This window comes from Xanthomonas euvesicatoria, assembly GCF_013112235.1.
Taxonomy (GTDB): Bacteria; Pseudomonadota; Gammaproteobacteria; order Xanthomonadales; family Xanthomonadaceae; genus Xanthomonas; species Xanthomonas euvesicatoria.
On the sequence record NZ_JABFFS010000001.1, the window covers coordinates 1,911,147 to 1,935,265 of the forward strand.

The 24,119-nt window shown below is 66.1% G+C and carries 18 protein-coding genes; 15 read left to right on the plus strand and 3 right to left on the minus strand.

The window, feature by feature from the left end; translation table 11 throughout:
• Position 1 precedes the first annotated feature (1 nt).
• Positions 2-1,108, plus strand: a complete 1,107-nt coding sequence (locus tag HLH45_RS08130) for an S-(hydroxymethyl)glutathione dehydrogenase/class III alcohol dehydrogenase (RefSeq protein WP_008573360.1) — start codon at positions 2-4, stop codon at positions 1,106-1,108.
• An 11-nt stretch (positions 1,109-1,119) separates the two neighbouring features.
• Entirely contained in the window at positions 1,120-3,504 is a 2,385-nt protein-coding gene (locus HLH45_RS08135) for a TonB-dependent receptor (RefSeq protein WP_033478735.1), read from the plus strand.
• Between the two features lie 84 nt (positions 3,505-3,588).
• Here HLH45_RS08135 and HLH45_RS08140 read toward each other — a convergent pair whose 3' ends face one another.
• Positions 3,589-5,574 (minus strand): sigma-54-dependent Fis family transcriptional regulator, encoded by a 1,986-nt coding sequence (locus HLH45_RS08140; protein ID WP_008573358.1) that lies wholly within the window; start codon positions 5,572-5,574, stop codon positions 3,589-3,591.
• A 256-nt stretch (positions 5,575-5,830) separates the two neighbouring features.
• Complete coding sequence (locus HLH45_RS08145) at positions 5,831-6,763, minus strand: carbohydrate kinase family protein (RefSeq protein ID WP_008573357.1); 933 nt, start codon at positions 6,761-6,763, stop codon at positions 5,831-5,833.
• 275 nt (positions 6,764-7,038) lie between these two features.
• On the opposite strand from HLH45_RS08145, the gene HLH45_RS08150 reads away from it, so the two are divergent.
• The 10 genes from HLH45_RS08150 (at position 7,039) to HLH45_RS08195 (ending at position 20,446) form a co-directional block, all read left to right on the plus strand.
• Entirely contained in the window at positions 7,039-8,085 is a 1,047-nt protein-coding gene (locus HLH45_RS08150; RefSeq protein WP_003482734.1) for a rod shape-determining protein, read from the plus strand.
• Between the two features lie 172 nt (positions 8,086-8,257).
• Entirely contained in the window at positions 8,258-9,601 is a 1,344-nt protein-coding gene (mreC, locus tag HLH45_RS08155; protein WP_008573356.1) for a rod shape-determining protein MreC, read from the plus strand.
• On the plus strand, positions 9,598-10,083 hold the full coding sequence (gene mreD / locus HLH45_RS08160; protein ID WP_005911183.1) for a rod shape-determining protein MreD: 486 nt from the start codon (positions 9,598-9,600) through the stop codon (positions 10,081-10,083). The genes mreC and mreD overlap by 4 nt, the downstream gene beginning before the upstream one ends.
• 3 nt (positions 10,084-10,086) lie before the next feature.
• Positions 10,087-12,147, plus strand: coding sequence for a penicillin-binding protein 2 (mrdA, locus tag HLH45_RS08165; protein WP_008573355.1), 2,061 nt, complete (start codon positions 10,087-10,089; stop codon positions 12,145-12,147).
• The gene (gene rodA, locus HLH45_RS08170; protein ID WP_008573354.1) at positions 12,144-13,262 is read left to right on the plus strand and encodes a rod shape-determining protein RodA; all 1,119 of its coding nucleotides are present in this window, start codon (positions 12,144-12,146) and stop codon (positions 13,260-13,262) included. Before mrdA ends, rodA begins: the two co-directional genes overlap by 4 nt.
• Before the next feature lie 288 nt (positions 13,263-13,550).
• Positions 13,551-13,769, plus strand: a complete 219-nt coding sequence (locus HLH45_RS08175) for a hypothetical protein (protein WP_161597853.1) — start codon at positions 13,551-13,553, stop codon at positions 13,767-13,769.
• Positions 13,770-14,488: 719 nt separating this feature from the next.
• Positions 14,489-15,883 (plus strand): glycoside hydrolase family 28 protein, encoded by a 1,395-nt coding sequence (locus HLH45_RS08180; protein ID WP_008573353.1) that lies wholly within the window; start codon positions 14,489-14,491, stop codon positions 15,881-15,883.
• Between the two features lie 357 nt (positions 15,884-16,240).
• Complete coding sequence (gene mltB, locus HLH45_RS08185; protein ID WP_011346339.1) at positions 16,241-17,389, plus strand: lytic murein transglycosylase B; 1,149 nt, start codon at positions 16,241-16,243, stop codon at positions 17,387-17,389.
• Positions 17,386-18,798, plus strand: coding sequence for a septal ring lytic transglycosylase RlpA family protein (locus HLH45_RS08190; protein WP_046932245.1), 1,413 nt, complete (start codon positions 17,386-17,388; stop codon positions 18,796-18,798). The genes mltB and HLH45_RS08190 overlap by 4 nt, the downstream gene beginning before the upstream one ends.
• A gap of 442 nt (positions 18,799-19,240) precedes the next feature.
• A complete protein-coding gene (locus HLH45_RS08195; RefSeq protein WP_008577895.1) occupies positions 19,241-20,446 on the plus strand; it encodes a D-alanyl-D-alanine carboxypeptidase family protein in 1,206 nt (401 codons plus the stop codon).
• 124 nt (positions 20,447-20,570) lie between these two features.
• Here the strand turns inward: HLH45_RS08195 and HLH45_RS08200 are convergent, their stop codons facing one another.
• The gene (locus HLH45_RS08200; protein WP_008577896.1) at positions 20,571-21,632 is read right to left on the minus strand and encodes a lipid A deacylase LpxR family protein; all 1,062 of its coding nucleotides are present in this window, start codon (positions 21,630-21,632) and stop codon (positions 20,571-20,573) included.
• Between the two features lie 271 nt (positions 21,633-21,903).
• On the opposite strand from HLH45_RS08200, the gene HLH45_RS08205 reads away from it, so the two are divergent.
• Genes HLH45_RS08205 through lipA form a run of 3 tightly spaced genes read left to right on the plus strand, consistent with a single transcriptional unit; the run spans position 21,904 to position 23,897 of the window.
• On the plus strand, positions 21,904-22,182 hold the full coding sequence (locus HLH45_RS08205) for a YbeD family protein (RefSeq protein ID WP_008577897.1): 279 nt from the start codon (positions 21,904-21,906) through the stop codon (positions 22,180-22,182).
• Complete coding sequence (lipB, locus tag HLH45_RS08210; protein WP_008577898.1) at positions 22,170-22,868, plus strand: lipoyl(octanoyl) transferase LipB; 699 nt, start codon at positions 22,170-22,172, stop codon at positions 22,866-22,868. The genes HLH45_RS08205 and lipB overlap by 13 nt, the downstream gene beginning before the upstream one ends.
• Positions 22,869-22,883: 15 nt before the next feature.
• Positions 22,884-23,897: a lipoyl synthase gene (lipA, locus tag HLH45_RS08215; RefSeq protein ID WP_008577899.1), complete on the plus strand. Its 1,014-nt coding sequence runs from the start codon at positions 22,884-22,886 to the stop codon at positions 23,895-23,897.
• Positions 23,898-24,119 lie beyond the last annotated feature (222 nt).

The following is a 24,119-nucleotide window of genomic DNA, read 5'->3' on the forward strand; positions in this document are numbered from 1 at the left end:
GATGAAGACACGCGCTGCGGTGGCCTGGGGTCCGCACCAGCCGTTGACCATCGAAGAGGTAGACCTGCAGCCACCGCGTCCCGGTGAGGTGCTGGTGCGCCTGGTCGCTACCGGCATTTGCCATGGCGATGCGCATGCGTTGGCGCATGGCCACGCCGGCAGCTTCCCGGCGATCCTGGGGCAGGAGGGTGCCGGTGTTGTCGAAGACGTCGGGATCGGCGTCACCAGCGTGCGGGCCGGCGATCACGTGATTCCGCTGTACATGCCCGAATGCGGCGTGTGCAAATTCTGCCGTTCCGGCCGTACCAATCTGTGCCAGGCGATTCGCAGCAGCCAGGAACGTGGCCTGATGCCCGATGGCAGCAGCCGGTTCTCGTTGCACAGGCGGCCGGTCCTGCATCACATGGGCACCAGCACGTTTTCCGAATACACGGTGTTGCCGGAGATTGCGGTCGCACGCATCCATCCGGATGCGCCGCTGGAGCAGGCCTGCCTGCTCGGTTGCACGGTCACTACCGGCGTCGGTGCGGTGCTCAACAGCACGCATGTGCGGCCGGGAGATTGCGTGGCGGTGTTCGGGTTGGGCGGCATCGGATTGTCGGTGATACAGGGCGCAGTGCTGGCCCAGGCCGGTCGCATCATCGCGGTGGACATCGACCCTGCGAAATTCGCACTGGCACGCAAGCTGGGCGCCACCGATTGCCTGGATCCGCGCGACTACGGTGCGCCGATCCAGCAGGTGATCGTGGACCTGACCGATGGCGGCGCCGACCACAGCTTCGAATGCATCGGCGATGTCGGTGCGATGCGCGCCGCGCTGGAGTGCTGCCACAAGGGGTGGGGCGAGAGCGTCATCCTGGGCGTGGCCGAGGACACGCAGGAAATCAGCACGCGCCCGTTTCAATTGGTCACCGGGCGGGTGTGGCGCGGCAGCGCCTTTGGTGGCGTCAAAGGCCGCAGCGAGTTGCCTGGCTATGTCGAACGCTATCTGCACGGCGACATTCAACTGGCGCCGCTGATCACGCGCACGCTGGCGCTGGACGACATCAACCAGGCGTTGGCGGACCTGCGTGCGGCACGCGGCATCAAATCCATCGTGGTGTATTGAAGGAGACGCACATGGCAGCAGGCAGATGCAGGACAGCGACGCTGCATCGCAGGGGATTGGCAGGCGCATGCGCCATGACCTTGCTCGCACGCAGCGCAGTGGCCGTTGCAGCGGAAGCGCCGCAAGTCACCTGGTTGGACCGTATCGAGGTGACCGCCACGCCGATCCCGGGCACCACCATCGATGCGGCGCAATTGCCGTACATGGTGCAGTCGGCAAGCAATGCCGAACTGTCGCGTGGGCGCAGCAACAACCTGAGCGATCTGCTGCAGCGCCGCTTTATTGGAGTGGACGGTAACGACGTGCAGGGCAGTGCGTTCCAGAACGATCTCACCTTCCATGGCTTTCGTGCGTCGGCGCTGCCGGGCGCCTCGCAGGGGGTGTCGGTGTATCTGGATGGCGTGCGCTTCAACGAACCGTTCGCCGATATCGTCAGCTGGGACATGCTGCCCGAAGCGGCAATCAGCGCCGTGACGCTGATGCCGGGTTCCAACCCGCTGTTCGGGCCGAACACGCTGGGTGGCGCGGTGGTGCTGTCTACCGCCTCCGGGCTGACCGCGCCCGGATTACAGGGGGAAGCGAGCATCGGCAGCGGCGCGCGCAAGCGGCTGGATGCCAGTTACGGCGTTGCCGGCGCCGACGGCTGGCATGGCTTTGTCGCGCTGACCGGCTTCGACGAAAACGGCTGGCGCGCTGCCTCCGAAGGCCGGCTTGGCACCGTGTTCGGCAAGGTCGGTAAGCAAGGCGAGCAGACCGACTGGAGCCTGTCGCTGCTGCACGGGCGCAGCCGTCTGATCGGCAATGGTCTGCTGCCCGATACACGCTACACCGACGAAGGTCCGGAGCCCGGCTTGTATCGCGCCGATCGGCGCTCGGTCTACACATCGCCCGATCTCACCCGCAATCGCACTACGCTATTGAGCGTGCAGTTGGACCATCGTTTCGATGCAGACACTGCGCTGCACGCGCTGGCTTATTCGAAGATGGGGCGGCGCGACACCGTCAATGGCGACATCGGGCAGGACTACGAGGAATTCGTCGAAGAGTGCGCTTCCGGTTACGCCACCGATGGCAGCGCACTGGATGCCGATTGCGACGTCGCCCGCACCGATGCCGACACGCTGCACACCGGCGCGCTCAACACCACCCAGATGCGTCAGCACGCGCAGGGCGTTGCGCTCAATCTGAGCATGCAATGGGGCGCGCATGCGCTCACCACCGGCGCCACTTTCGATCGCGGCCATGTGCGTTATCGGCAATTCGCCCGCGACGGGTGGGTGCAGCCCGACCGCTCGGTCGTTGCAGATCCGGCGACCGACCGCACGTTCTTTTCCGGCGTGCGCGGCAGTACGCAGACATTGGGCGTGTTCCTGGCCGACACCTGGGCACTGGACGATGCCACCCATCTCACCGCCGCGGTGCGCTGGAATCATGTGGTGGTGGACAACGTTCTTTCCACCGCCGACGACGGCGACCGCCCACGCGAGCGCTTCGTTTATGCCAAAGCCAACCCGTCGCTGGGGCTGACCCGGCGGCTCGCGTCGGCGGTGACGCTCTACGGCTCGGTCGCGCAGAACAGCCGTGCACCGACCGCCATCGAATTGGGCTGCGCTGATCCCACCCAGCCATGTCGGTTGCCGACCGGTCTGCAGGCCGATCCGCGCCTGGAGCAGATCATCTCGCGCACCTACGAACTGGGCGCGCGCTGGACGCCGTCGGCCGATCGCAACGCCACGCTGTCGGTCTACCGCGCCGACAATCGCGACGACATTCTGTTCTTGCGCGCACCGGACACGCAGTTGGGTTACTTCGACAATGTCGGCCGCACGCGCTATCAGGGCGTGGACGCGGCACTGCATCTGCGCAGCGGCGATTGGCAGTGGTCGGCCGGCTACAGCTACCTGGATGCCACTTACCGCAGCGACGGCCAATTGCTGTCCGGCGAGCGTGTGATCGCGCTGCGGCCGGGACTGCGGATCGCCGCGCTACCGCGGCACAACCTCAAGCTCGGGATGGAGTGGCAACGCGATGCGCTGACGCTGGGCGTGGGCGTGCGTGCGGTCTCCGGGCGGGTGGCCAGCGGCAACGAAGATGGCCAGGTCGACAATGCCGAAGAAGGCCAGGCCGCGCCCGAGCGTCTCGACATCGGCACCGCCGGCTATGCCCTGGCGGACCTGCAGGCGCGCTGGACCATCAACGCGCGGGTGTCGCTGTTCGCCCGGATCGACAACGTCTTCGACCGCCGCTACGCCACCTATGCCGCCGTGGCCGAAGACGTGTTTCCCGACGGCGAACTCGCACGCCCGCAGGATGCGCCAGTGGAAACCGGCCCGGCACGATTTCTCGCACCGGGGGTGCCCCGGCAGTACCTGATCGGCGTGCGCTGGGCGCTTTGATCGCGGGAAATCGGGAATCGGGAATCGTAGAGCGTCAGCGCGCTGCTTTTATCTATTCCCGATTCCCGATTCCCGATTCCCGATTCATCCGGTCTCCAGGCCGTGCTTGCGCAACTTGCGGTACAAGGTGTTACGGCTGATGCCCAGGGCATCGGCAGTGCGGCTGACATTCCAGCGATGGCGTTCGAGTTGTTGCTGCAGCACCAGCCGTTCGGCCTGATCCAATGCAACGCGGCCGGGCATATCGTCGGCCGCGACCGCGCGCGCATCGACCAGGCAAGGTGCGCTGCCCGCGTCGACGATCTCCTGCGGCAGATTCGGCAGGCGAATGACCTCGTCACTGCACAGCACGGCCGCCGTGCGCAGCACATTGCGCAATTGGCGCAGGTTGCCCGGCCAGGCGTAGCTGAGCAGCTTGTGCAGCGCATCTTCGCTGATGCGCACGCTGCGCTCGCTGTTTTCCTCGCGCAACAGGGTGCGGATCAGTTCGGCCTTGTCGCTGCGTTCGCGTAGCGGCGGCAGATGCAGCACCACGCCGTTGAGGCGGTAGTACAGGTCCTCGCGGAATTCGCCGGCGGCCACCATCTGCGCCAGGTCGCGGTGGCTGGCGCTGATCACGTGCAGCTCCAGCGGGATTGCCCGGTCGCTGCCCAGCGGGGTCACGCTCTGTTCTTCGAGCACGCGCAGCAGCCGCGTCTGCAGCGGCAGCGGCATGTCGCCGATTTCGTCCAGGAACAAGGTGCCACCGCTGGCCTGCAGCAGCTTGCCGTGGCGGCCTTCGCGCGCGGCATCGGTGAACGCGCCGCGCGCGTAGCCGAACAGTTCGCTCTCGATCAGCGCCTCGGGAATCGCCGCGCAGTTCACCGCCACGAACGGCCGCGCTGCCCATGGCGAGCCGCGGTGCACCGCCTTGGCGAACTCCTCCTTGCCGGTGCCGGTGGCGCCGCACAGCAGGATCGACACGCGATGCGCGACCAGCTTCAGCGCATTGTCCAGGTTGTGGCGCATGCGCGGATCGGAGCCGACGTGCTCGCGTGCGTAAGCGGCCTCGCCATCGTCGGCTGGGGTGGCGTGCGCGCCGCCAGCAACCGCGTTGCGGCGCGGCGGCTGCGCCAGGGCGAAGAAACGGCGCCCGTGGCAGGCGCAGCGGATCGACCACAGCGTGCTGGCAGCGTTGCGCGCACGCTGCTCCACGGTGTCGAAGTCCAGCTGCATCACCTGCGAGATGTCGCGCCCGACCAGCAGGCTGCGGTCGCCCTTGCCGAGCTGTTCCAGCGCCGCTTCGTTGACGGCCAGCACGCAGCCGTCGGCGCCGATCGCCATCAGCGCCTCGTGCAACAGGCCGGCGAACTCCGGGCGGCTGTGGAAGCGCAAGATCCACGCATGCCTGTACTGCTCCAGGAAATACGAACGCGCGATCTGTGCCGCCGACATGCGCACCAACGCGCTGGTGTGGCGCTGTACCAGCTTGGTGTCGCGCGCGTCCGGCGTGGACGCATCCAGCACCGCCAGCAATTGCCCGTGCGGGTCGAGGATCGGCGCACCGCTGCACGACAGCGGCAGATGCCGGGCCAAGTAATGCTCGCCGCGGTGCACGCCTAGCGCGCTGCGCTCCACCGCGCAGGTGCCGATACCGTTGGTGCCCTGGTAGCGCTCGGCCCAGCTGGCGCCGCAAAACAACCCGGTCTGGCGGAATTCGCGCAGCAGTGCCGGGTCCTGCACGCTGTGCAGCAAGGTCGCCTCGGCGTCGGCGAACACCACGGCATAGCCGCCGCCGGCGATCTGCTCGTAGAGGTTCTCCATCTCCACCTTGGCGATGCGCAGCACTTCCTCGAGCCGCTGCTGGCGCTCGCGCAGCCCGCTGCCGTCGTGGACCATCGGCAACGGGGGGGCATCCGGACTCAGCCCATACTCGTCCAGGCAGCGCTGCCACGAGCGCGCCAGCGCCGGCGGCAGCGGTTCGATCTGGCGGAAGCGGCGCATCCGCGCCAGCAGCGCCGATTCGGCCTGGGCATCGGACAAGGGCCCGGCCGTGGCCTGCAGGAGGTTGGCGACAGTCACTTCCGACACGTGGCGCTTCCTCGGTCCCTACCCGGGGCCAGAGCGGCAGTGACGCATAAACCGGGGCGAGGCTCAAACCGCGGTGCAGCAAACGCCGGGGATGCGGATTCGGGATTCGGGATTGGCAAAAGCGGCTCGGCTGGGGGCGGCTGCCTTTTCGCCTGGGCCAAAACGAAAAAACCGCGCCATCGCGCGGTTCCTCGTGGCCTCGAGGCGCCAGGACCCAGCTTTTATGACTCCCGACTCCCGAATCCCCACCTCCCGGCTACAACGCGTAGCCGAACTGCTGCTTGAACTGGTCGTTGAACTCGGCGAAGTCGAAGCGCTGGTTCTGGGTGCCCGGGTGTTCCACTTTCAGCGCGCCCATCAGGTTGCCCATGCGGCCGATGGTCAACCAGTCGTAGCCGCCCTGGATGCCGTAGATCAGCCCGGCGCGGAATGCATCGCCGCAGCCGGTCGGGTCGACCACGCGGCGCTCGTGCGCCGGCGGAATGTCGTAGGTCTTTTCCGGCGTATGCACCAGCGCGCCCTTCGGGCCCTGCGTGGTGATGTAGGCCTGCACGCGCGAGACGATGTCTTTTTCGTCCCAGCCGGTGCGTTCCTGCAACAGGTTCGACTCGTAGTCGTTGACCACTACGTACTGGGCCTGTTCGATGAACTGGCGCAGCTCCGGGCCGTTGAACAGCGGCATCGCCTGGCCGGGGTCGAAGATGAAAGGGATGCCGCCGGCAGCGAACTCTTCCGCGTTCTGGATCATGCCTTCGCGCCCGTCCGGGCCGACCAGGCCCAGGGTCACGCCCGGCACATCCTTCACGTGGTTTTCGTAGCTGCGCATCATCGCGCCCGGATGGAAGGCGGTGATCTGGTTGTTGTCGTGGTCGGTGGTGATGAACGCCTGCGGGGTGAACAGGTCGTCGATGATCTTCACCCGCGACAGGTCGATGCCCAGCGTTTCGAAGTGTTCGCGGTACGGGCCGAAATCCTGGCCGACGGTGCCCATCGGGATCGGCGCGCCACCGAGCAGATGCAGGTTGTAGGCGATGTTGCCGGCGCAGCCGCCGAACTCGCGGCGCATGCGCGGCACCAGGAACGACACATTCAGGATATGCACCTTGTCCGGCAGGATGTGGTTCTTGAACTGGTCCGGAAACACCATGATGGTGTCGTAGGCGAGGGAACCACAGATCAGTGCGGACATCGAGTCGGGCCTTTGCGTTGGGAAAACCCGCCAATTGCCGGGCATGGCAGCGGGACGGCGCGTGCGCCGCGGCGCAAAGGGTAACGGCTGCGGCCGATCAGGGCCACAACCGCATGCCATGGCCGGCGTGACCGCCACATGAAAACGGGGGCGAAATCGCCGATTTTTCCTTGCTCACCCCGGGGGGGATTGCTAGGCTAGCCGACTTCGTTTTCTGCCCAAATTTTCGCCAGTCTGGCGGCGGGCACGCGACTCACCCAGGAACGACTCCCTCGATGTTCAAGAAACTCCGCGGCATGTTCTCCAACGACCTGTCCATCGATTTGGGCACGGCCAATACGCTGATCTACGTGCGCGGACAGGGCATCGTGCTGAACGAGCCGTCGGTGGTTGCGGTGCGGCAGGATCGCGCAATCGGCGGCACGCGCTCGGTCGCTGCCGTCGGCGCGGAGGCCAAGCAGATGCTCGGCCGTACCCCCGGCCACATCACCACGATTCGCCCGATGAAGGACGGCGTCATCGCCGACTTCACCTACACCGAGGCGATGCTGAAGCACTTCATCAAGAAGGTGCACAAATCGCGCTTCCTGCGCCCCAGCCCGCGCGTGCTGGTGTGCGTGCCGGCTGGCTCCACGCAGGTCGAGCGCCGCGCCATCAAGGAATCTGCGGAAGAGGCCGGTGCGCGCGATGTGTATCTGATCGAAGAGCCGATGGCCGCAGCGATCGGCGCCGGCATGCCGGTGACCGAGGCGCGCGGCTCGATGGTCATCGACATCGGCGGCGGCACCACCGAAGTGGCGGTGATCTCGCTCAACGGCATCGTGTACTCGCAATCGGTCCGTGTGGGCGGCGACCGTTTCGATGAGTCGATCACCAATTACGTGCGCCGTAACCACGGCATGCTGATCGGTGAAGCCACCGCCGAGCGCATCAAGCTGCAGATCGGTTGCGCCTACCCGCAGGACGAGGTGCAGGAGATGGAAATCTCCGGCCGCAACCTCGCCGAGGGCGTGCCGAAGATGATCAAGATCAACTCTAACGAAGTGCTCGAAGCGCTGCACGAGCCGCTGTCGGGCATCGTCTCGGCGGTGAAGCTGGCGCTGGAGCAGACCCCGCCGGAACTGTGTGCCGACGTGGCCGAGCGCGGTATCGTCCTTACCGGTGGCGGCGCGCTGCTGCGCGACCTGGACCGCCTGATCTCCGAAGAAACCGGCCTGCACGTGCAGGTGGCCGACGATCCGCTCACCTGCGTGGCCCGCGGCGGCGGCCGTGCGCTGGAGCTGGTGGACATGCACGGCAACGAGTTCTTCGCGCCGGAGTAATGGAGCTGGGAATGGGGAATCGGGAATGGGGAATCATGAAAGCATTCCCCGCCTGCGGCCCTGAGCGGTTGCGACGCGATCCCGCCCCTGTGAGTTTTCGCCTCAATCGTCTCGGAGGCAGCCGACTGCTTCCCGATTCCCCATTTCCGATTCCCCATTCCCGGCCCTGACAGTGCCCTCCTACGCCGGTCCTCCCGTCGCCTCCCGTCCGGGCGAAGTCACCTCCACGCTGCGGCTGCTGGTCTATCTGGTGCTGGCGGTGGTGCTGATCGCGCTCGATAGCCGCGGTGGCTGGCTGAGCCAGGTGCGCATGCAGGCCAATCTGCTGATCCAGCCGATCTGGGCGGTGGCCGGGCTGCCGGGGCGCATCGGCTCGCAGGTGCGCGACAACGCCGCAACGCATGCGCAACTGGTGGAAGAGACCCGGGATCTGCGCAATCAGCTATTGGTCGCCAATGCGCGCCTGACCCGGTTGCAGACCGCGGCCCTGGACAACGCGCAACTGCGCGAACTGCTCAACGTGGCCGAGCGCCGCGGTCTGGATGTGCAACTGGCGCCGATCCTGAACATCGATCTGGATCCGACGCGCCAACGCCTGCTGCTGGACGCCGGTAGCCGCGAAGGGGTGGTGCTGGGCCAGGCGGTGATCGATGCCGGCGGCCTGATGGGACAGGTGATCGAAGTCACCCCGCTGCATTCCACCGTGTTGCTGCTCACCGACCCCGACCACGCCGTGCCGGTCAGCGTGGCGCGCAATGGCGTGCGGCTGATCGTCTACGGGCGCGGCGACCGCCTGGAACTGCGCGACATCCCGCTCAGTGCCGGCGTGCAGGTGGGCGATGAAATCGTCACCTCGGGGCTGGGCGGCCGCTTCCCGGCCGGCTTCCCGGTCGGCAAGGTCTCCGAACTGCATCCCGACGATACCCACGCCTTCCTGGTCGGCGAACTGACCCCGGCCGCCAAGCTCGATCGCGGCCGGGATGTGTTGCTGCTGCGTGCCGGCAAGCCGTTGCGGTTGGTGCCGGGGGCCGGGATTGGGGATTCGGGAGTTGGGATTCCCAATAGCGACAACAGCAACGGCGGCGCGGCAGCCGCCAGCGCGCCGGTGGCTGCCACGCCACGCACGCCGGTGGGCGGGATTTCCAACGTAATGATTGATACCGCGCGTCCGACGGCCGCTGCGGCATCGGGCACCGGCACTGTTCCCGCGCCGCGCACACAGTCCGTGTCGACACCTGCCGCGCCTGGTGTCCAGTCGGCCCGCGCATCAGCGTCAGCATCCAGCGGCCACGCCAGCCTGCCGGCCAGTCCTCCTGGGTCGAACGGCCCTGAACTCCAGACCCGCGGTTCCCGCGCAGCGTCATCGCAGGGCTCACAGGCTTCAGGGAGTGGAGACGCTGGAAGGGGCAACGGCAACGGCAACGGCAACGCCGCACCAGCACAGGCGGCCGCTTCTAACCAATCCCCAATCCCCAATCCCCAATCCCGTTCTTCTCCGCAGGAGACGGACCAATGACCCGCATGCGCAACACCTGGATCCTGCCGGCGAGCATCTTCATTGCGCTGGTCCTGGGCCTGCTGCCGTTGCCGATGGTGGTGCAGCCGCTGCGGCCGTACTGGCTGGCGCTGGTGCTGGCGTATTGGGTGATCGAGGAGCCGGACCGGGTTGGGCTGGGCCTGGCCTTCGTGGCCGGCGTGCTGGCTGATCTGCTGTATGGCGGGCTGCTCGGCGAACAGGCGCTGCGGCTGGTGATCATGACCTTCATCCTGCAGCGCTTCCGCGCGCGCATGCGTTTTTTCCCGGTCTCGCAACAGGCGCTGGCCATCGGCGGGCTGCTGCTCAACGACCGCATCGTGTCTTCGGCGGTGCATCTGGCCGTGGGCGAGCCAACCCTGCCGTGGAGCTACTGGTGGGCGCCGCTGCTGGGCATGGCGCTGTGGCCGCCGCTGTTCGTGGTGCTGGATGCGGTGCGGCTGGGCAAGCGGGGCAAGAAGTAAGCCATGCACGGGCGCCGTCATCCCAAGAATCCGCATGCGGAGGCCGAACAGTTCCGCCGTCGCGCGGTGCTGGGCTTTGTGATGGTGGTGATCTGCCTGGTCGGCCTGGGCGGCTGGTATTTCAAGTTGCAGGTGCTCGACCACGAGGTCTACGCCACCCGTTCGGAGGCCAACCGCATCAAGCCCAAACCGGTGGTGCCCGGGCGCGGCATGATCTACGACCGCACCGGCCGGCTGCTGGCCGAAAACGTGCCGGCCTTCCGTCTGGACGTGACCCCCGACAAGGTCGCCGACATGAACGCCATGCTGGACGCGTTGGGCAAGGTGATCCCGATCGCGCCGGAGGATCTGGAGCGCTTCAACCGCGAGCGCCGCGCACGCCGCAGCTTTTTGCCGGTGACGCTCAAGCTGCGCATGAGCGATGAAGAGATGGCACGGTTCGCGGTGGAGCGCTGGCGCTTCCCCGGCGTGGAGCTGGAACCGTATCTGACCCGGCGTTATCCCTACGGCCCGTTGTTCGCGCACATCATCGGTTATGTGGGCCGGATCGACGAAAAAGACCTGGCAGTGCTGGGCGAGGGCAATGCTGCGCTCACCCATATGGGCAAATCCGGGCTGGAGCGCTACTACGAGCAGGATCTGCGCGGGCAGGTCGGTTACGAGCAGGTCGAAACCAATGTGCAGGGGCGGGCCATCCGCACCGTCGGCCGGGTCGCCCCGCAGTCGGGTGCGGATCTGCGCCTGTCGGTAGACGCCGACCTGCAGCGCGCGATGGTGGCCGCCTTCGGCGAGCACGAAGGGGCGGCCATTGCGATGGACCCGCGCACCGGCGAGATCCTGGGCATGGTCAGCCTGCCCAGCTACGACCCCAACCTGTTCGTCAACGGCATCTCGCATACCGATTTCAAGATGCTCAACGACAACCCGTCCCGGCCGCAGTTCAACCGGCTGGTGCTGGGCGGCGTGGCGCCGGGCTCCACGCTCAAGCCGCTGATCGCGTTGGCCGGCCTGGACAGCGGCCTGCGCCGGCCGGAAGACCGGGTGCTGTCCACCGGCATGTTCTACCTGCCCGGCGTCAGCCGCGGTTGGGGCGATTCGCACCGCGGCGGGCATGGCTGGACCGACCTGCGCAAGTCGATCGCCCAGTCGGTCAATACCTACTACTACCGCCTGGCGGTGGATATGGGCATCGAGCGCTTCGACCACTACATGTCCGAGTACGGCTTCGGCCAGCCTACCGGGGTGGACCTGCTGGGCGAAATCGGCGGCATCCTGCCGTCGCCCGCCTACAAGTACAAGACGCGCAAGGAGCGCTGGTATCCCGGCGACACGGTCAACATCGCCATCGGCCAGGGCGACTGGAAGGTCACGCCGCTGCAGCTGGTGCGCGGCGTCTCGGCGATCGCCAGTGGCCTGCTGCTGCGCCCGCACCTGGTGCTGGAAGAACGCACCGGTTTCGATCATCCCTGGGAGCCGATGATCCAGCCGCCCGGCAAGCCGCTCAGCCAGAACCCGGCGCATCTGCAGGTGGTGCGCGAGGGCATGATGGACACCATGCGGCCCGGCGGCACCGGCTATGCGATCACCCCGGGCGCGCCGTACCAGATGGCGGGCAAGACCGGCACCGCGCAGGTGGTCAGCCGCAAGGGCGTGGCGGCAGTGGACCCGCGCAGCCTGCCGTTGCACCTGCGTCACCGCGGCCTGTTCGTCGGCTTCGCGCCGGCCGACAACCCGGTCATCGCGGTGGCGGTGGCGGTGGAAGGCGGCGGTTTCGGCACCAGTTCGGCGGCGCCGATCGCACGCAAGATCTTCGATGCCTGGCTGCTGGGCAAGATGCCCGCCGGTCTGGAGCCGCTGGACAGCGAGCTGGGCATGACCGCCGTGGGCGTCAATCAGTTCGAAGCCGGCGTCACCGACGCGCGCGCCGCCGGCGACGCCGCCGCTGCCACGCTGGACGAGCTGCCGGTGGTGATCGGCCAGAGCGCCGTTGCGCTGGACCCCAACACTCCCGCGCAACCGGTGGTGCCGGATGTGCCGGACGCGGTGCAGGAGACCGACCATTGAGCGACATCCTGCGCTGGTTGGTGGACATGGCTGCGCGCTTTACGCGCAGCCTGGACTGGGTGCTGTGCCTGGCGCTGGGCGGCCTGATGGCCATCGGCCTGTCGGTGCTCAAGAGCGCCGGCGGCACTGCCAATGGCGAGCACCTGATGCTGGCGCAGGGCATCCGCTTCATTATCGGGGCAGCAGCGATGTGGGGCATTTCACGCATGTCGGTACTGCGCCTGCGCGCCTGGACACCGTGGGTGTACGGCTTGTCGATGCTGCCGCTGCTGGCGGTCTTCGCGCTGGGCACCGGTAAGTACGGCCGGCAGTGGCTGGACCTGAAAGTGTTCTACCTGCAGCCGGCAGAACTGCTCAAGATCAGCCTGCCGATGATGGCGGCCTGGTATCTGCACCGCATGCCGCTGCCGCCGCGCATTGCCACCGTGCTGGTGACCGGCGTGATTATCGGCGTGCCCACCGCGCTGATCATGTTGCAGCCGGACTTCGGCACCGGCGTGTTGATTGCTGCCAGCGGCGTGTTCGTGCTGTTGCTGGCCGGCCTGCCGTGGTGGTGGGTGGCCGTTGGTGTGGGCGGTGTGTCCGCGGCTGCGCCGGTGGCGTGGTTCTGGCTGCTGCGGCCGTACCAGAAGGACCGCATCATGATGTTCCTCAACCCCGAAAACGACGCGCTTGGCGCGGGCTGGAACATCATCCAGTCAAAGATCGCGATCGGTTCGGGCGGGTTGAACGGCAAGGGCTGGGGTCTGGGCTCGCAATCGCACCTGAACTTCATTCCCGAACAGACCACCGACTTTGCGTTTTCCGTGCTCAGCGAAGAATTCGGCTGGATCGGTGTCGCCACCGTGCTGACCCTGTACCTGATCGTCATCGGCCGCTGCCTGTGGATCGCCTCGCAGGCGCGCGACACCTATTCGCGCCTGGTTGCCGGCGCCACCGGCCTGGCGTTCTTCGTCTACGTGCTGGTCAACGGCGGCATGATCTCCGGCCTGCTACCGGTGGTGGGCGTGCCGATGCCGCTGATGAGTTACGGCGGCACCTCGGCGGTGTCGTTGCTGGCCGGCCTGGGCCTGGTCATGGCAGTAAAGTCGCATCGCCCGGTGCACGGTTACTGAGCCGTGCCGGAAATATGCTCGTACGGCAGGCGCGCCTTGAACATTGTCCCTTTTGCTGGCGACGCGGCAGCCCCTGGCAGGAAGGGCTGCCGCGCGTGTCAGTGCTGAGCGTTGCAGCCTTATTGGGAAACTCGGATGCTGCCGTTAACGTCGATAAAGACTTGAAACACGTTGCCGACTGTAAACGTCGGCTGGTTCAGGGTTCGCAGCGCAGTGCCGAGTCTGCAGTCGGTCGTGCTGAATCCACCCACTTGAAATGTGGAGCCGACAAGAACCGAGGCAAGGGTTGTGGTCCTGCCGTTCGAAGGTACCGGGGTGCAGCTCCATCCGCTGCGAACGTTGACGTTCTGTACGAAAATTGCTTTTACGCCGGGGTTTTTATTTGTCGCAAAAATGGGAACGGCCTGCTGCGCGCTGGCCGTCGTGGCGACTCCCGCTGCCAATGCGAGCAAGGCACAGCATGCGGCTTTCCTGAAATCACGTGCGTTCGAATATATGGTCATTTAAATTTTATTTGGGTTGGAGAAGGGCGGCCTGTTGCAGGCTGCGGGGGATATCGCCAGTGGCGCATTTAATTGTTGCCTGAGCGTCGCGCATTTTGTCTATAGTGAAGTTAATGGATAAGATGGAATTGCGGAGAAAGTCACGAAAGCGCGTGGGTCGGATATGGATGTATATAACGGGGAATTTTATCTAATATAATTCGAGTAAATGGAGCGGTGGGCCGGGGTATTATTTGCCACTGAAAACTACGCGAATTAAATTCACTGGTGCCCTTGGATAAACTGGTCAAGCCGGCCGCGTGTGGTGACTGGAATGTTGGCTCAACAAGACCCATGCCATCGCGCGTGCAAGGCACCTAGGAGCGCAGTCCTGTGCAGCAGCCAGCGCAGGTGATCGTCGGCCGCTCGCCGTCGGGCAGATGCAGTGCATCGCCATGGCTGCTTCAGTCGGCATCGACGGCGATGGCAGTCGGCGTTCAGACGGAGGATCGCCACTCTGCTGAGGGCTCTTGATCCCGCGACCTTGAAGTCGCGTCGGCGTCTGGAGTTTTGCGGGAGCCTGTAAAAAACGGCTCCCTGGGCGACTGGTTCGGTGCCACGGTGGCCGATTCGCAATCGCTGCCGCCAGCTGCGCCGGGCGCTTGTAGAGTCCGCACGCTGGCGCGACTGCGTCGATCGCAACGTGCAGGCGACACATTCCTTCGCATTCGAGTGATCTCCCCGATGAAACTGCTCGCCACCGCCATCGGCGGTGCCTGTCTGGCGCTGGCCGGTCATGCCGCCGCCATCGATTTCGCCACTGGCGATTCCCGTCCGCTGTCCGAGCCGGTCGTTCCGGCCACCTGCAAGCTGCTGCGTGCCGGCCGGACCGCCAGCGATCGCCAATTCGACCCGGCATTGGAAAGCGCGCCGCCCGATACCCAGGCCATCCAGACCGCGCTGACCGATTGCGCCAGCAAGCACGGTAGCGTGTTGTTGACCACCGGCAGCGGCGACGCCTTCCTGACTGGCCCGTTGTCGATCCCCGCTGGCGTGACACTGGTCGTCGATCAAGGCGTCACCGTGTACGGCTCGCGCAACCCGGCCGACTACGGCAACGGTTGCGGTACGGCAGGCGCCAGAAGCGGAGGCTGCCTGCCGTTGATCGCCATCAAGGGCGCTCGATCCGGCGTGATGGGGGTGCGCCGCAATGGCCACCAGGGCACCATCGATGGCCGCGGCGATCTGCCCATGCTGGGCAAGACCACCACCTGGTGGGAGTTCGGCGAGGCCGCCAAAGGCGCCGGCCAGGTGCAGAACAGCCCGGACCTGGTCAAGTTGCAGAACGCCAGCGCTTTCACGCTCTACGACATCAACCTGGTCAATGCACCGTACTTCCATTTCTTTGCGCATATCGTCGACGGCCTGACCATTTGGGGCGTGCGCGTGAAGTCGCCGGCCACCAGTCCCAATACCGACGCGCTGGACCTGGACAGTGTGCTCAATGCCACCATCCAGGACAGCGACGTGATGAGCGGCGATGATGGCGTGGCGATCAAGACCATTGCGTCCAGGTCGGCCAACATCAGCGTGCTGAATTCGCGCTTCTATGGCACCCACGGCATCTCGATCGGTAGCGAATTGATGTCCGGTGTCAGCAACGTGCTGGTCGACAACAACGTCATCGTATCCACCGATGCCAACGGCAATCGCAGCACCGACAACAATGGCCTGCGCATCAAGACCAGCCTGGCCAAGGCAGGGGCGGTCGACCTGGTGACCTACCGCAACACCTGCCTGTACGGAGTGAGCAACCCGCTGGTGATCAATCCGTTCTACGGCAGCGCCCGCGGCGGCAACGTCCCGACCTTTCGCAGGATCGTGGTCGATGGCTTGCGCAGCGTCGACGGGCGCGGCGGCAAGGGATGGCTCCTGCAGGGCGCCGATGCGAGCGCTCCGCTCGATCTGGTGCTGGCGAACGTGGCGTCCGACAACCTCGGCAATACCACCGGCAATGCGCGGATCGGTCTGAGCAATAGCGCGTTGACGCCGAGCGGCAGCAACGTGGTGACCACCGCAGTCCAGCTCGACGGTGCGGTGCCTACCTGCCCGGGCGCTTCGCAGTTTCCAGAGCTATAAGCGGTGCGGCGCGACCTTCGCCGGTCGTGTCGCTGACGAACGCTCCTGCGCAGCAGCGCAGGCCGGCTGCGAGAAGGCAGCCTATGCTCCGGAGAAGGGGGCCGACGCCGGGCTTGGCCCGGCAGATCGGCAGGGCCACGCGACGATAGCGGCCTCATCCATCTGCCCGAGGCCGCGGTGCTGCCACCACCGCCAGCCGCAGGCCTTGGGAAGCGCCCTTCAGCGCCCGCCGCGGACCACTGGCCGGTTCGCTCTGGCGGAGGCGGCATGCTGCGGAGAGTCTTGACATTGGCCAAAGTTCTTCGTTTTCATGGCCTTATTGCCAGAAGTTCATCTGATGTCTGTTACCCTCGGCCGATGATTCGACGCACCCTGACCTGCCTGCTCACCCTCGGCCTTGTCGCCTGCGCGACCCAGCCCAGTCCTCCGTCGCCGCCACCGGCTGCCAGCGCGCCGCCGGCCAAGCCGCCGCTTGCGCCATCGGCATCAGCACCGCCGGCCAGCGCCGCCGCCGAGGCGCCCGCGCTTCCGCCAGTCGACCTGACTCCGGTGCCGTTCGAGATCGCCCGCGCCAACTTCGTGCGCGACACCTCGGCCAGGTACGGCATCGATGCCGCGCAGATCGAAGCGGTGCTGGCGCAGGCGCAATTCAAGGACGCCATTGTCACTGCGATGTCGCGCCCGGCCGAACGGGTCAAGCCGTGGAACGAATACCGGCCGATGTTCATCACCCAGGCGCGCATCGATGGCGGCCGCAAGTTTCTCGCCGAACATCGCGCCGAGCTGAGCAAGGTCGAAGCCGCCACCGGTGTGCCCGCGCAGGTGATCGTGGCCATCATCGGGGTGGAAACCAGCTACGGCAGCAACGCCGGCAAATACCGCGTGCTGGACGCGCTGTACACGCTGGCGTTCCGCTATCCGCGCAGCGGCGACCCGGCCAAGCTCGAACGCGAAGTGCGCCGCGAACTGTTTTTCCGCGACGAACTCGCCCAGTTGTTCGCGCTCGGCAAGGAAGAGCAACTCGACGTCAGCACCCTGATCGGCAGCTATGCCGGCGCAATGGGCATGGGCCAGTTCATGCCGTCCAGCTATCGCCAGTTCGGCGTGGATGGCGATGCCGACGGCAAGCGTAATCTGTTCACCGACTACAACGACGTATTCGCCTCGATCGCCAATTACTTCGTCAAGAAGGGCGGCTGGGTGCGTGGCGGGCAGGTCGCGGTACCGGCCACGCTGGCCGCCGGGCACGAAGAATTCAATCCCACCGACTGGTCGCCGGTGTACACGCTGTCCGACCTGTCGGCGCGCGGCTATCACCCGAGCGCACCGGTGGTGGCCGGCAGCACCGCTACCCCGATCAGCCTGGACGACGCCAACGGCAAGCAGTACTGGCTGGGCTTCCAGAACTTTTACGCGATCACCCGCTACAACATTTCCAAGATGTATGCGATGGCCGTGTTCCAGCTGTCCGAGGCCATCGCCGGCAAGGAGTTACCCCCGGCATGAACAACATTGCAGGCCCCAAGTGGCTGATCCCGATGGCGCTGATGCTCGGCCTGGCGGCCTGTAGCAGCGCACCGAAGAAGACCGCCGGCGGCACCGGCAGCGGCGCGATCAAGGGTGTGAAGGTCGAAGGCAAGGGCCCGGCGTATGTCGCCACCGGTTGCCCGTCCACCTCGCCGTATGCGCCCGCCAAGGAAGATCCGTCCACGCGCGGCGACTACACCGCCGGCGGCTTGTACAAGCCCGGCGTGAAAGACTCCACGCCCGATCATGTGCCCAATGTGGCCTGCATCCCCGAGCCGCTGGTGACCAACGAGCCGCGCTCGGCGGTGGGCAATCGTTCGCCGTACGAAGTGCTGGGCAAGCGCTATGTGGTGATGGACAACCCCGGCGACTATGTCGAACGCGGCACCGCCTCGTACTACGGCAACAAGTTCCATGGCCGGCTGACCTCCAACAAGGAGGTGTACGACATGTACGCCTTCACCGCCGCGCACAAGACCTTGCCGCTGCCCAGCTTTGCGCTGGTGACCAACACCGACACCGGCCAGTCGGTGGTGGTGCGCGTCAACGACCGCGGCCCCTTCCACGACGGCCGGGTGATCGATCTGAGCTACGCCGCGGCGGTGAAGTTGGGCATCACCGGCAAGGGCACCGGCAATGTCGAAGTCCGCGGCCTGACCGAAGCCGACAACGGCAATCTGCTCGCCAAGCGCCGCAGTGGCCAGACACCGGTGAATACCGCCGTTGCCGCGGCGCGGCCGGCTGCCGGCGCCAGCCAGATCGATGGCCTGGTGCAGCGCTTGCCCACCCGCACCGTGCCGCCGCGTGCGGTCGCCACCGGTACCGCCACCGCGGTTGCCACAACTGCCGCTGCACCCACTGCCGGTGCACCGGTCACTGCGGCCGGCGAGCGTTGGCGCTACCGCGTCGCCGATTCGCGCCAACCCGGCAATGCCGACAACTTCGATGCCTGGATGAAGGCGCAGGGCGTGCGTGTGGCCACCGGCAAGCCGGCTGCTGCGGCCCCGCGACCGGCCCCGTCAGCGTCCGCCGCCGTGCCCGCCGCGGCGCCGCCAGTGGCGGTTGCGGCGGTCAAGCCGTCCGAAAGCACTGCCTCGCGCCCGCTCAAGGCCGACCCAGCGCCCGCCAAGGCGCCCAGCGTGGCCGAAGCTGCGCTCGGCGACATCCTGCTGCAGGTCGCCAGTTTCGCCAGCCGCGAAAACGCCAATCGCGCACTGTCGCAACTGGCTTCGGCGGGGATTGCCGGCGCCAGCGTCAGCGACATCGTAAGTGGCGGGCGCACGCTGTGGCGGCTACGCGTGAATGCACGCGACCATGCAAATGCGTCGGAGATTGCCCAGCGCATCGCCGGCCTCGGGTTCGGTCGCCCGCAGATCGTGGTCAATTAGCGCGCCTGGGTGGGCCACTGCGACGCCGATCGGGCGTGAGCGCATCCGTGCTTGCGCGCTGGCTGCAGTGGCATTATCGGGAACGGCTGAGCCCACCCGGTCAGCGGGTAAACATTGCGCATCTGCATTGCGCATCTGCGAGGCGGATGCGGCCAAGGTCGGCTTCGATATGCACGTCGCGCACGTCAAATCCTTCGCGTCCTCTGCCTCCAGCTCACGCCTGCGCACCAGCGTCGCCCGTCGAATGCGCTGCAAGCAATGCCGCACGTGTGCGTGTCGCCGCATTCGGCAGTTCGCCTCGGGCACCGCAAGCGTCCGTGCGCCTGGCTGCCATCGCTGAACTGCGCAAGCGCACGCATCGCGCAACGCGTCGCCCTGATCGCCGCGGCGCCTTACAATTTCGCATTGCCCGGCTTTCGGGCCCGTCAGGAGTCGTTCTTCAATGAAATTCCGCTTCGCCGCCGCTGCCGTGGCCACGTTCGCCTTCGGCCTGGTCTGCGCCCAGACACCTGCGCCGCAGCCGACTCCTGCCGTGGCTGCCGCCCCGGCCGCCTTGCCGGTACCGCCGGCGCCCGCACCGGCCGTGTCCAAGTCCTGGATCCTGATGGACTACGCCACCGGGCAGGTGCTGGCCGGTGAAAACATCCACCAGCAGCTGGCGCCGGCCAGCATCACCAAGGTGATGACCTCCTACGTGGTCGCCGCCGAGATCAAGAACGGCAAGGTCAAGCGCGACGACCAGGTCATGATGAGCGAACGCGCCTGGCGCGAAGGCGGCGCGGGCACCGACGGCAGCTACAGCGGCTTCCCGGTCAACCAGACGGCGCGTCTGGAAGACATGGAAAAGGGCATGGCGATCCAGTCCGGCAACGATGCCGCCATCGCGCTGGCCGAGCACGTGGCCGGCAGCGAAGAAGCCTTCGCCTCGCTGATGAACAGCTACGCCGCCAAGATCGGCATGAAGGATTCGTACTTCGTCAACGCGCACGGACTGAGCGCCGAAGGGCATCACTCCACCGCCTACGACCTGGCCCTGCTGGGCCGCGCGATGGTGCGCGATTACCCGGAGACCTACGCCTACAACAAGATCAAGGAATTCCAGGTCGGCACCATCAAGCAGAGCAACCGTAACCGGCTGCTGTGGCGCGACTCGGCGGTGGACGGCATCAAGACCGGTCACACTTCCGAAGCCGGCTACTGCCTGCTGAGCTCGGCCAAGCGCGGCGATCAGCGCCTGATCGCGGTGGTGATGGGCGACAGCTCCGAAGAACAGCGCGCCACCGATAGCCTGGCGCTGCTCAACTGGGGCTTCCGCTTCTTCGAAACCCACAGCCTGTATGCGCCCGGCAAGGTCGTCACCAAGCAGAAGGTCTGGAAGGGTCAGCAGGATGAAGTGCAGCTCGGCGTGGCACAGCCGCTGCTGGTCAGCCTGCAGCGCGGCCGCTACAACGATCTCAAGCCCAGCATGGAAGTGCCCAAGAACCTGCAGGCACCGATCAAGCAGGGGCAGCAGGTTGGCACCGTGAAGGTCAGCCTGGACGGCAAGGTCATCGCCCAGGCCCCGCTGGTCGCCATCAACGCGGTCGAAGAGGGCGGATTCTTCAAGCGCCTGTGGGATGCGTTCTGGATGTGGTGGGAATCGGAGTGAAGAAAATGCCGGCGAAAGCCGGCATTTTTTTGGAATCGGGAATTGAGAATCGGGAATGGTTTAAAAGCTAGGGCACAGCCTTGGCTTTTGCGATTCCCCATTCCCCATTCTCGATTCGCCGCCCTCAAAGCATTCGACTGATAGTAAAACTGCCATACACCGGCGTTTCGCGCTGGGTGTCGAATTCGCGGGTACGGTGGTAGCGGGCGAGGGCGAATTTCCAGCGGCCGTACATCACTGCCAGGCCGTAGCCCACATCGCCGACGAACGGGCGCTTGTCCACGCTGTGGCTGTTGCGGAAGGTGTTGCCGTCCAGGGTGATGTCGCGGATCACCCAGCGCGCGTCGGTGGTGACGAACAGGTGGCCGGACCAGCCGCTGGCGCGCCCGAGCCGGCTGGGGGCGGTGTTTTCGCCCGCGGGGCGGGTCGGGGTGCTGCCGAAGTCGTCAGGCAGCTTCCAGCCGAAGCGCGCTTCGCCGCCGGCATTCAAGTGCGTGGCCATGTTGCCGACCGCGCCGCCCCAATGCGAAATGAAATCCCAGCCGAACCCACCGGCATTGCCGCTGGCATCGGCCGGCCAGCGATGCATGCGCTCGTGCACCAGGTTGATCAGCGGTTCGTTGTGCAGCTGGTTGTCCCAGCCCTGGAATTTCTCGTCCCCGAGTGCATCGTGGATCGCATCCTGCGCTTCCTTCGCAAGCGCCCACGGGCCGACAACGCCGACCTGCAACTGCGTGGTGCGCAGGTGCGCATCGTTACGCGCGTTGTAGCCGAAGCTCGCCAGCAGGATGCCGGCATAGGGGCGGTCGTCCGGGATGACGTCGCGGCGGGTGTAATCGGTCGGGGTGAAGATCGCCTGGCCGATGGAAAACACCATGTTCTGCTGGTCGAACTCGCCCGGGTGCAGCCGCTCCAGATAGCTGTTGACCCACCGCGCAGTCCGCGGCAGGCACGGGTCGTCGGTGTAATCGACCAGGTTCGGCGACACCAATGTCAGTACCGCGCCGTTGGAATACCCCTGGTCCTGATCCTCGCCGCCGAACAAGTCGTTATCGACACGGAAGTTCACCGCAGGCGGCGTGCGCCCAAGACGGCTGGAATCGCACTGATCCGCCGCCAGGGCCGGCAACGACAGCCCGGAGAGAGAAAGCAGCAAGGCAGCAGACAACGCGCGCGGTCGGAGCATGGAGGACCTGGGGGAGGAGAGCTGGAATCGGAAAAATGCCTGCGTCTTCTGTTGCGCCGTGTGAAGTGCGTGGTCGCGACTGCAGCCTCTGCCGCTTCGGCTTGCGACCGCGTTGCCAGCTACCCATGGCTGCGCTCGGTTCATCAGCGTGGTTGCGTCACGTTTTTTGGAAAGTTCGGTGCCGATTGCATGGCGGCACTACAGACCAACCAGGCGCGGCGATCGGCTGCAGAGGCTTGGGTTTGCCCATCGTCGGCCCGATAATGGGCGGATGGATATCAGCACCGACAACCCCGATCACGGTTTTCAGTTTCCCGGCACCTTCGAGCTCAGCGCCATGGGCACGGCCGAGCGCGGCCTGGAAACCGAGCTTCCGCGCCTGCTTGCTGCCACTGGCGTGGAGCTGCTGCAGGAGAGCGTGAGCTGGAAGCATTCTTCCAGCGGAAAGTATGTCTCGGTCAAAATTGGCTTCCGTGCTGAAAGCCGCGAGCAGTTCGAGGCCGCACATCAGGCGCTACGCGATCATCCGGAAGTGAAGTGGACGCTGTAGCGGCCGAGCCCGTGAGCAGCTCTACGGTTGGCTTGCCTGCGCAATTACGCGACCTCGGCCAGCAGGACTACGCGCCTGTGTGGCGTGCAATGCAGCGTTTCACCGATGCGCGTGGTGAACACACGGCCGATGAGGTCTGGGTGGTCGAGCATGCGCCGGTGTTTACGTTGGGTCAGGCCGGCAAACCCGAGCATGTGCTGGCCCCGGGCGAGATTCCGGTGCTGCAGGTCGATCGCGGCGGGCAGGTCACCTATCACGGCCCGGGCCAATTGGTCGTTTACCCGTTGCTGGATCTGCGCCGGCTGAAGATCGGTGTGCGCGATTACGTGTGCAAGATCGAGCAGGCGCTGATCGATACGCTGGAGGAGTGGAACATCGTGGCCGAGCGCCGCGACGGTGCTCCTGGCGTGTACGTGGGCGGGGCCAAGATCGCCGCGCTCGGGATTCGCGTGCGGCGTGGCTGCACCTTCCACGGGTTGTCGTTCAACGTGGCGATGGACCTGGAACCGTTCCACCGCATCAACCCGTGTGGCTACCAGGGTCTGCAGGTGACCTCGGTGCTAGACTTGGGCGGCCCCTCCGGGATGGACGCCGTCAAGGCGGTGCTGCTCGACCAGCTGGCGCGCCAGTTCGGCCTCGTGCTGCAGCCCACTTCCGCATTGCCCGACCTTTCGCTTCCGGCCTGAGCGCCCCGTATCGTCATGACCCAGCCTATCGCCCGTTCCATTCCCTTGCAGGTCGTCTCCGGCGACACCGCCGCGCCTGCGCCGCTGCAGACCGGCGTCAAGCAGATCGGTGGCGACAAGATCAACCGCTCGCCGGTGCAGTTCGTCGACGCGCCGGTGCTGCGGAAACCGTCGTGGATCCGGGTGCGGATTCCCTCCGGCAATGCGGTACAGAACCTCAAGGCCAAGTTGCGCGAAAACCGCCTGGTCACGGTGTGCGAAGAAGCCAGCTGCCCGAACATCCACGAATGCTTCAGCCACGGCACCGCGACCTTCATGATCCTGGGCGAGGTCTGCACGCGGCGCTGCTCGTTCTGCGACGTGGCGCATGGCCGGCCGAAGCCGCCCGACGCGAGCGAGCCGGCCAGCCTGGCCGCCACCGTGGCCGACATGGGCCTGAAGTACGTGGTGGTAACCAGCGTGGACCGCGACGACCTGCGCGACGGTGGCGCCCAGCATTTCGTCGACTGCATTTCGGCCATCCGGGCCAGTTCGCCCAACACGCGTATCGAAATCCTGACTCCGGATTTCCGCGGCAAGGGCCGCATGGACCGCGCGCTGGAGATCCTGGCGCTGAGCCCGCCGGACGTGTTCAACCACAATATCGAAACCGTGCCGGACCTGTACCCGAACGTGCGCCCCGGCGCGGACTACCAATGGTCGCTGACGCTGTTGCAGCGCTTCAAGGCGCAGCATCCGTCCATCGCCACCAAGTCCGGCATCATGCTGGGCCTGGGCGAAACGATGGAGCAGGTGCAGGCCACGCTACGCGACCTGCGCGCGCACGATGTGGACATGATCACCATCGGCCAGTATCTGCAGCCCACGCCGCACCATCATCCGGTGATGCGTTACTGGACGCCGGAGGAATACAAGGCGCTGGAAGACTACGGCAATGCGCTGGGCTTCAGTCATGTCGCCTCCGGCCCGATGGTGCGTTCGTCGTACCACGCCGATCGGCAGGCTGCAGGCGCTGGCGTCGCCGCCTGAGTCGGTAACAGCCGCCTGAGTCGGTAACAGGCAATCGGGCGACTGCCGCGGCCGTGTGCGATCGATGTCGGAACCAGCCCCGCGGTGCGGGTGCGTTCGATGCAGGCCGGTCCTGCGTGTTGTCGGTAGGCCGCTGATCGACCAGTGGCGACGCGCTACGGCCGGCCATATCGCGATGCCAATCAACGACAGCCCCGTGCATCGCGCGGGGCTGTGTCGTCT

Excerpts from the sequence above, each read along its gene's own strand:
- HLH45_RS08130 (WP_008573360.1), top strand. The coding sequence starts at position 2 with ATGAAGACACGCGCTGCGGTGGCCTGGGGTCCGCACCAGCCGTTGACC.
- HLH45_RS08135 (WP_033478735.1), top strand. The coding sequence starts at position 1,120 with ATGGCAGCAGGCAGATGCAGGACAGCGACGCTGCATCGCAGGGGATTG.
- HLH45_RS08145 (WP_008573357.1), bottom strand. The coding sequence starts at position 6,763 with ATGTCCGCACTGATCTGTGGTTCCCTCGCCTACGACACCATCATGGTG.
- HLH45_RS08150 (WP_003482734.1), top strand. The coding sequence starts at position 7,039 with ATGTTCAAGAAACTCCGCGGCATGTTCTCCAACGACCTGTCCATCGAT.
- mreD (WP_005911183.1), top strand. The coding sequence starts at position 9,598 with ATGACCCGCATGCGCAACACCTGGATCCTGCCGGCGAGCATCTTCATT.
- mrdA (WP_008573355.1), top strand. The coding sequence starts at position 10,087 with ATGCACGGGCGCCGTCATCCCAAGAATCCGCATGCGGAGGCCGAACAG.
- HLH45_RS08180 (WP_008573353.1), top strand. The coding sequence starts at position 14,489 with ATGAAACTGCTCGCCACCGCCATCGGCGGTGCCTGTCTGGCGCTGGCC.
- mltB (WP_011346339.1), top strand. The coding sequence starts at position 16,241 with ATGATTCGACGCACCCTGACCTGCCTGCTCACCCTCGGCCTTGTCGCC.
- HLH45_RS08190 (WP_046932245.1), top strand. The coding sequence starts at position 17,386 with ATGAACAACATTGCAGGCCCCAAGTGGCTGATCCCGATGGCGCTGATG.
- HLH45_RS08195 (WP_008577895.1), top strand. The coding sequence starts at position 19,241 with ATGAAATTCCGCTTCGCCGCCGCTGCCGTGGCCACGTTCGCCTTCGGC.
- HLH45_RS08200 (WP_008577896.1), bottom strand. The coding sequence starts at position 21,632 with ATGCTCCGACCGCGCGCGTTGTCTGCTGCCTTGCTGCTTTCTCTCTCC.
- HLH45_RS08205 (WP_008577897.1), top strand. The coding sequence starts at position 21,904 with ATGGATATCAGCACCGACAACCCCGATCACGGTTTTCAGTTTCCCGGC.
- lipA (WP_008577899.1), top strand. The coding sequence starts at position 22,884 with ATGACCCAGCCTATCGCCCGTTCCATTCCCTTGCAGGTCGTCTCCGGC.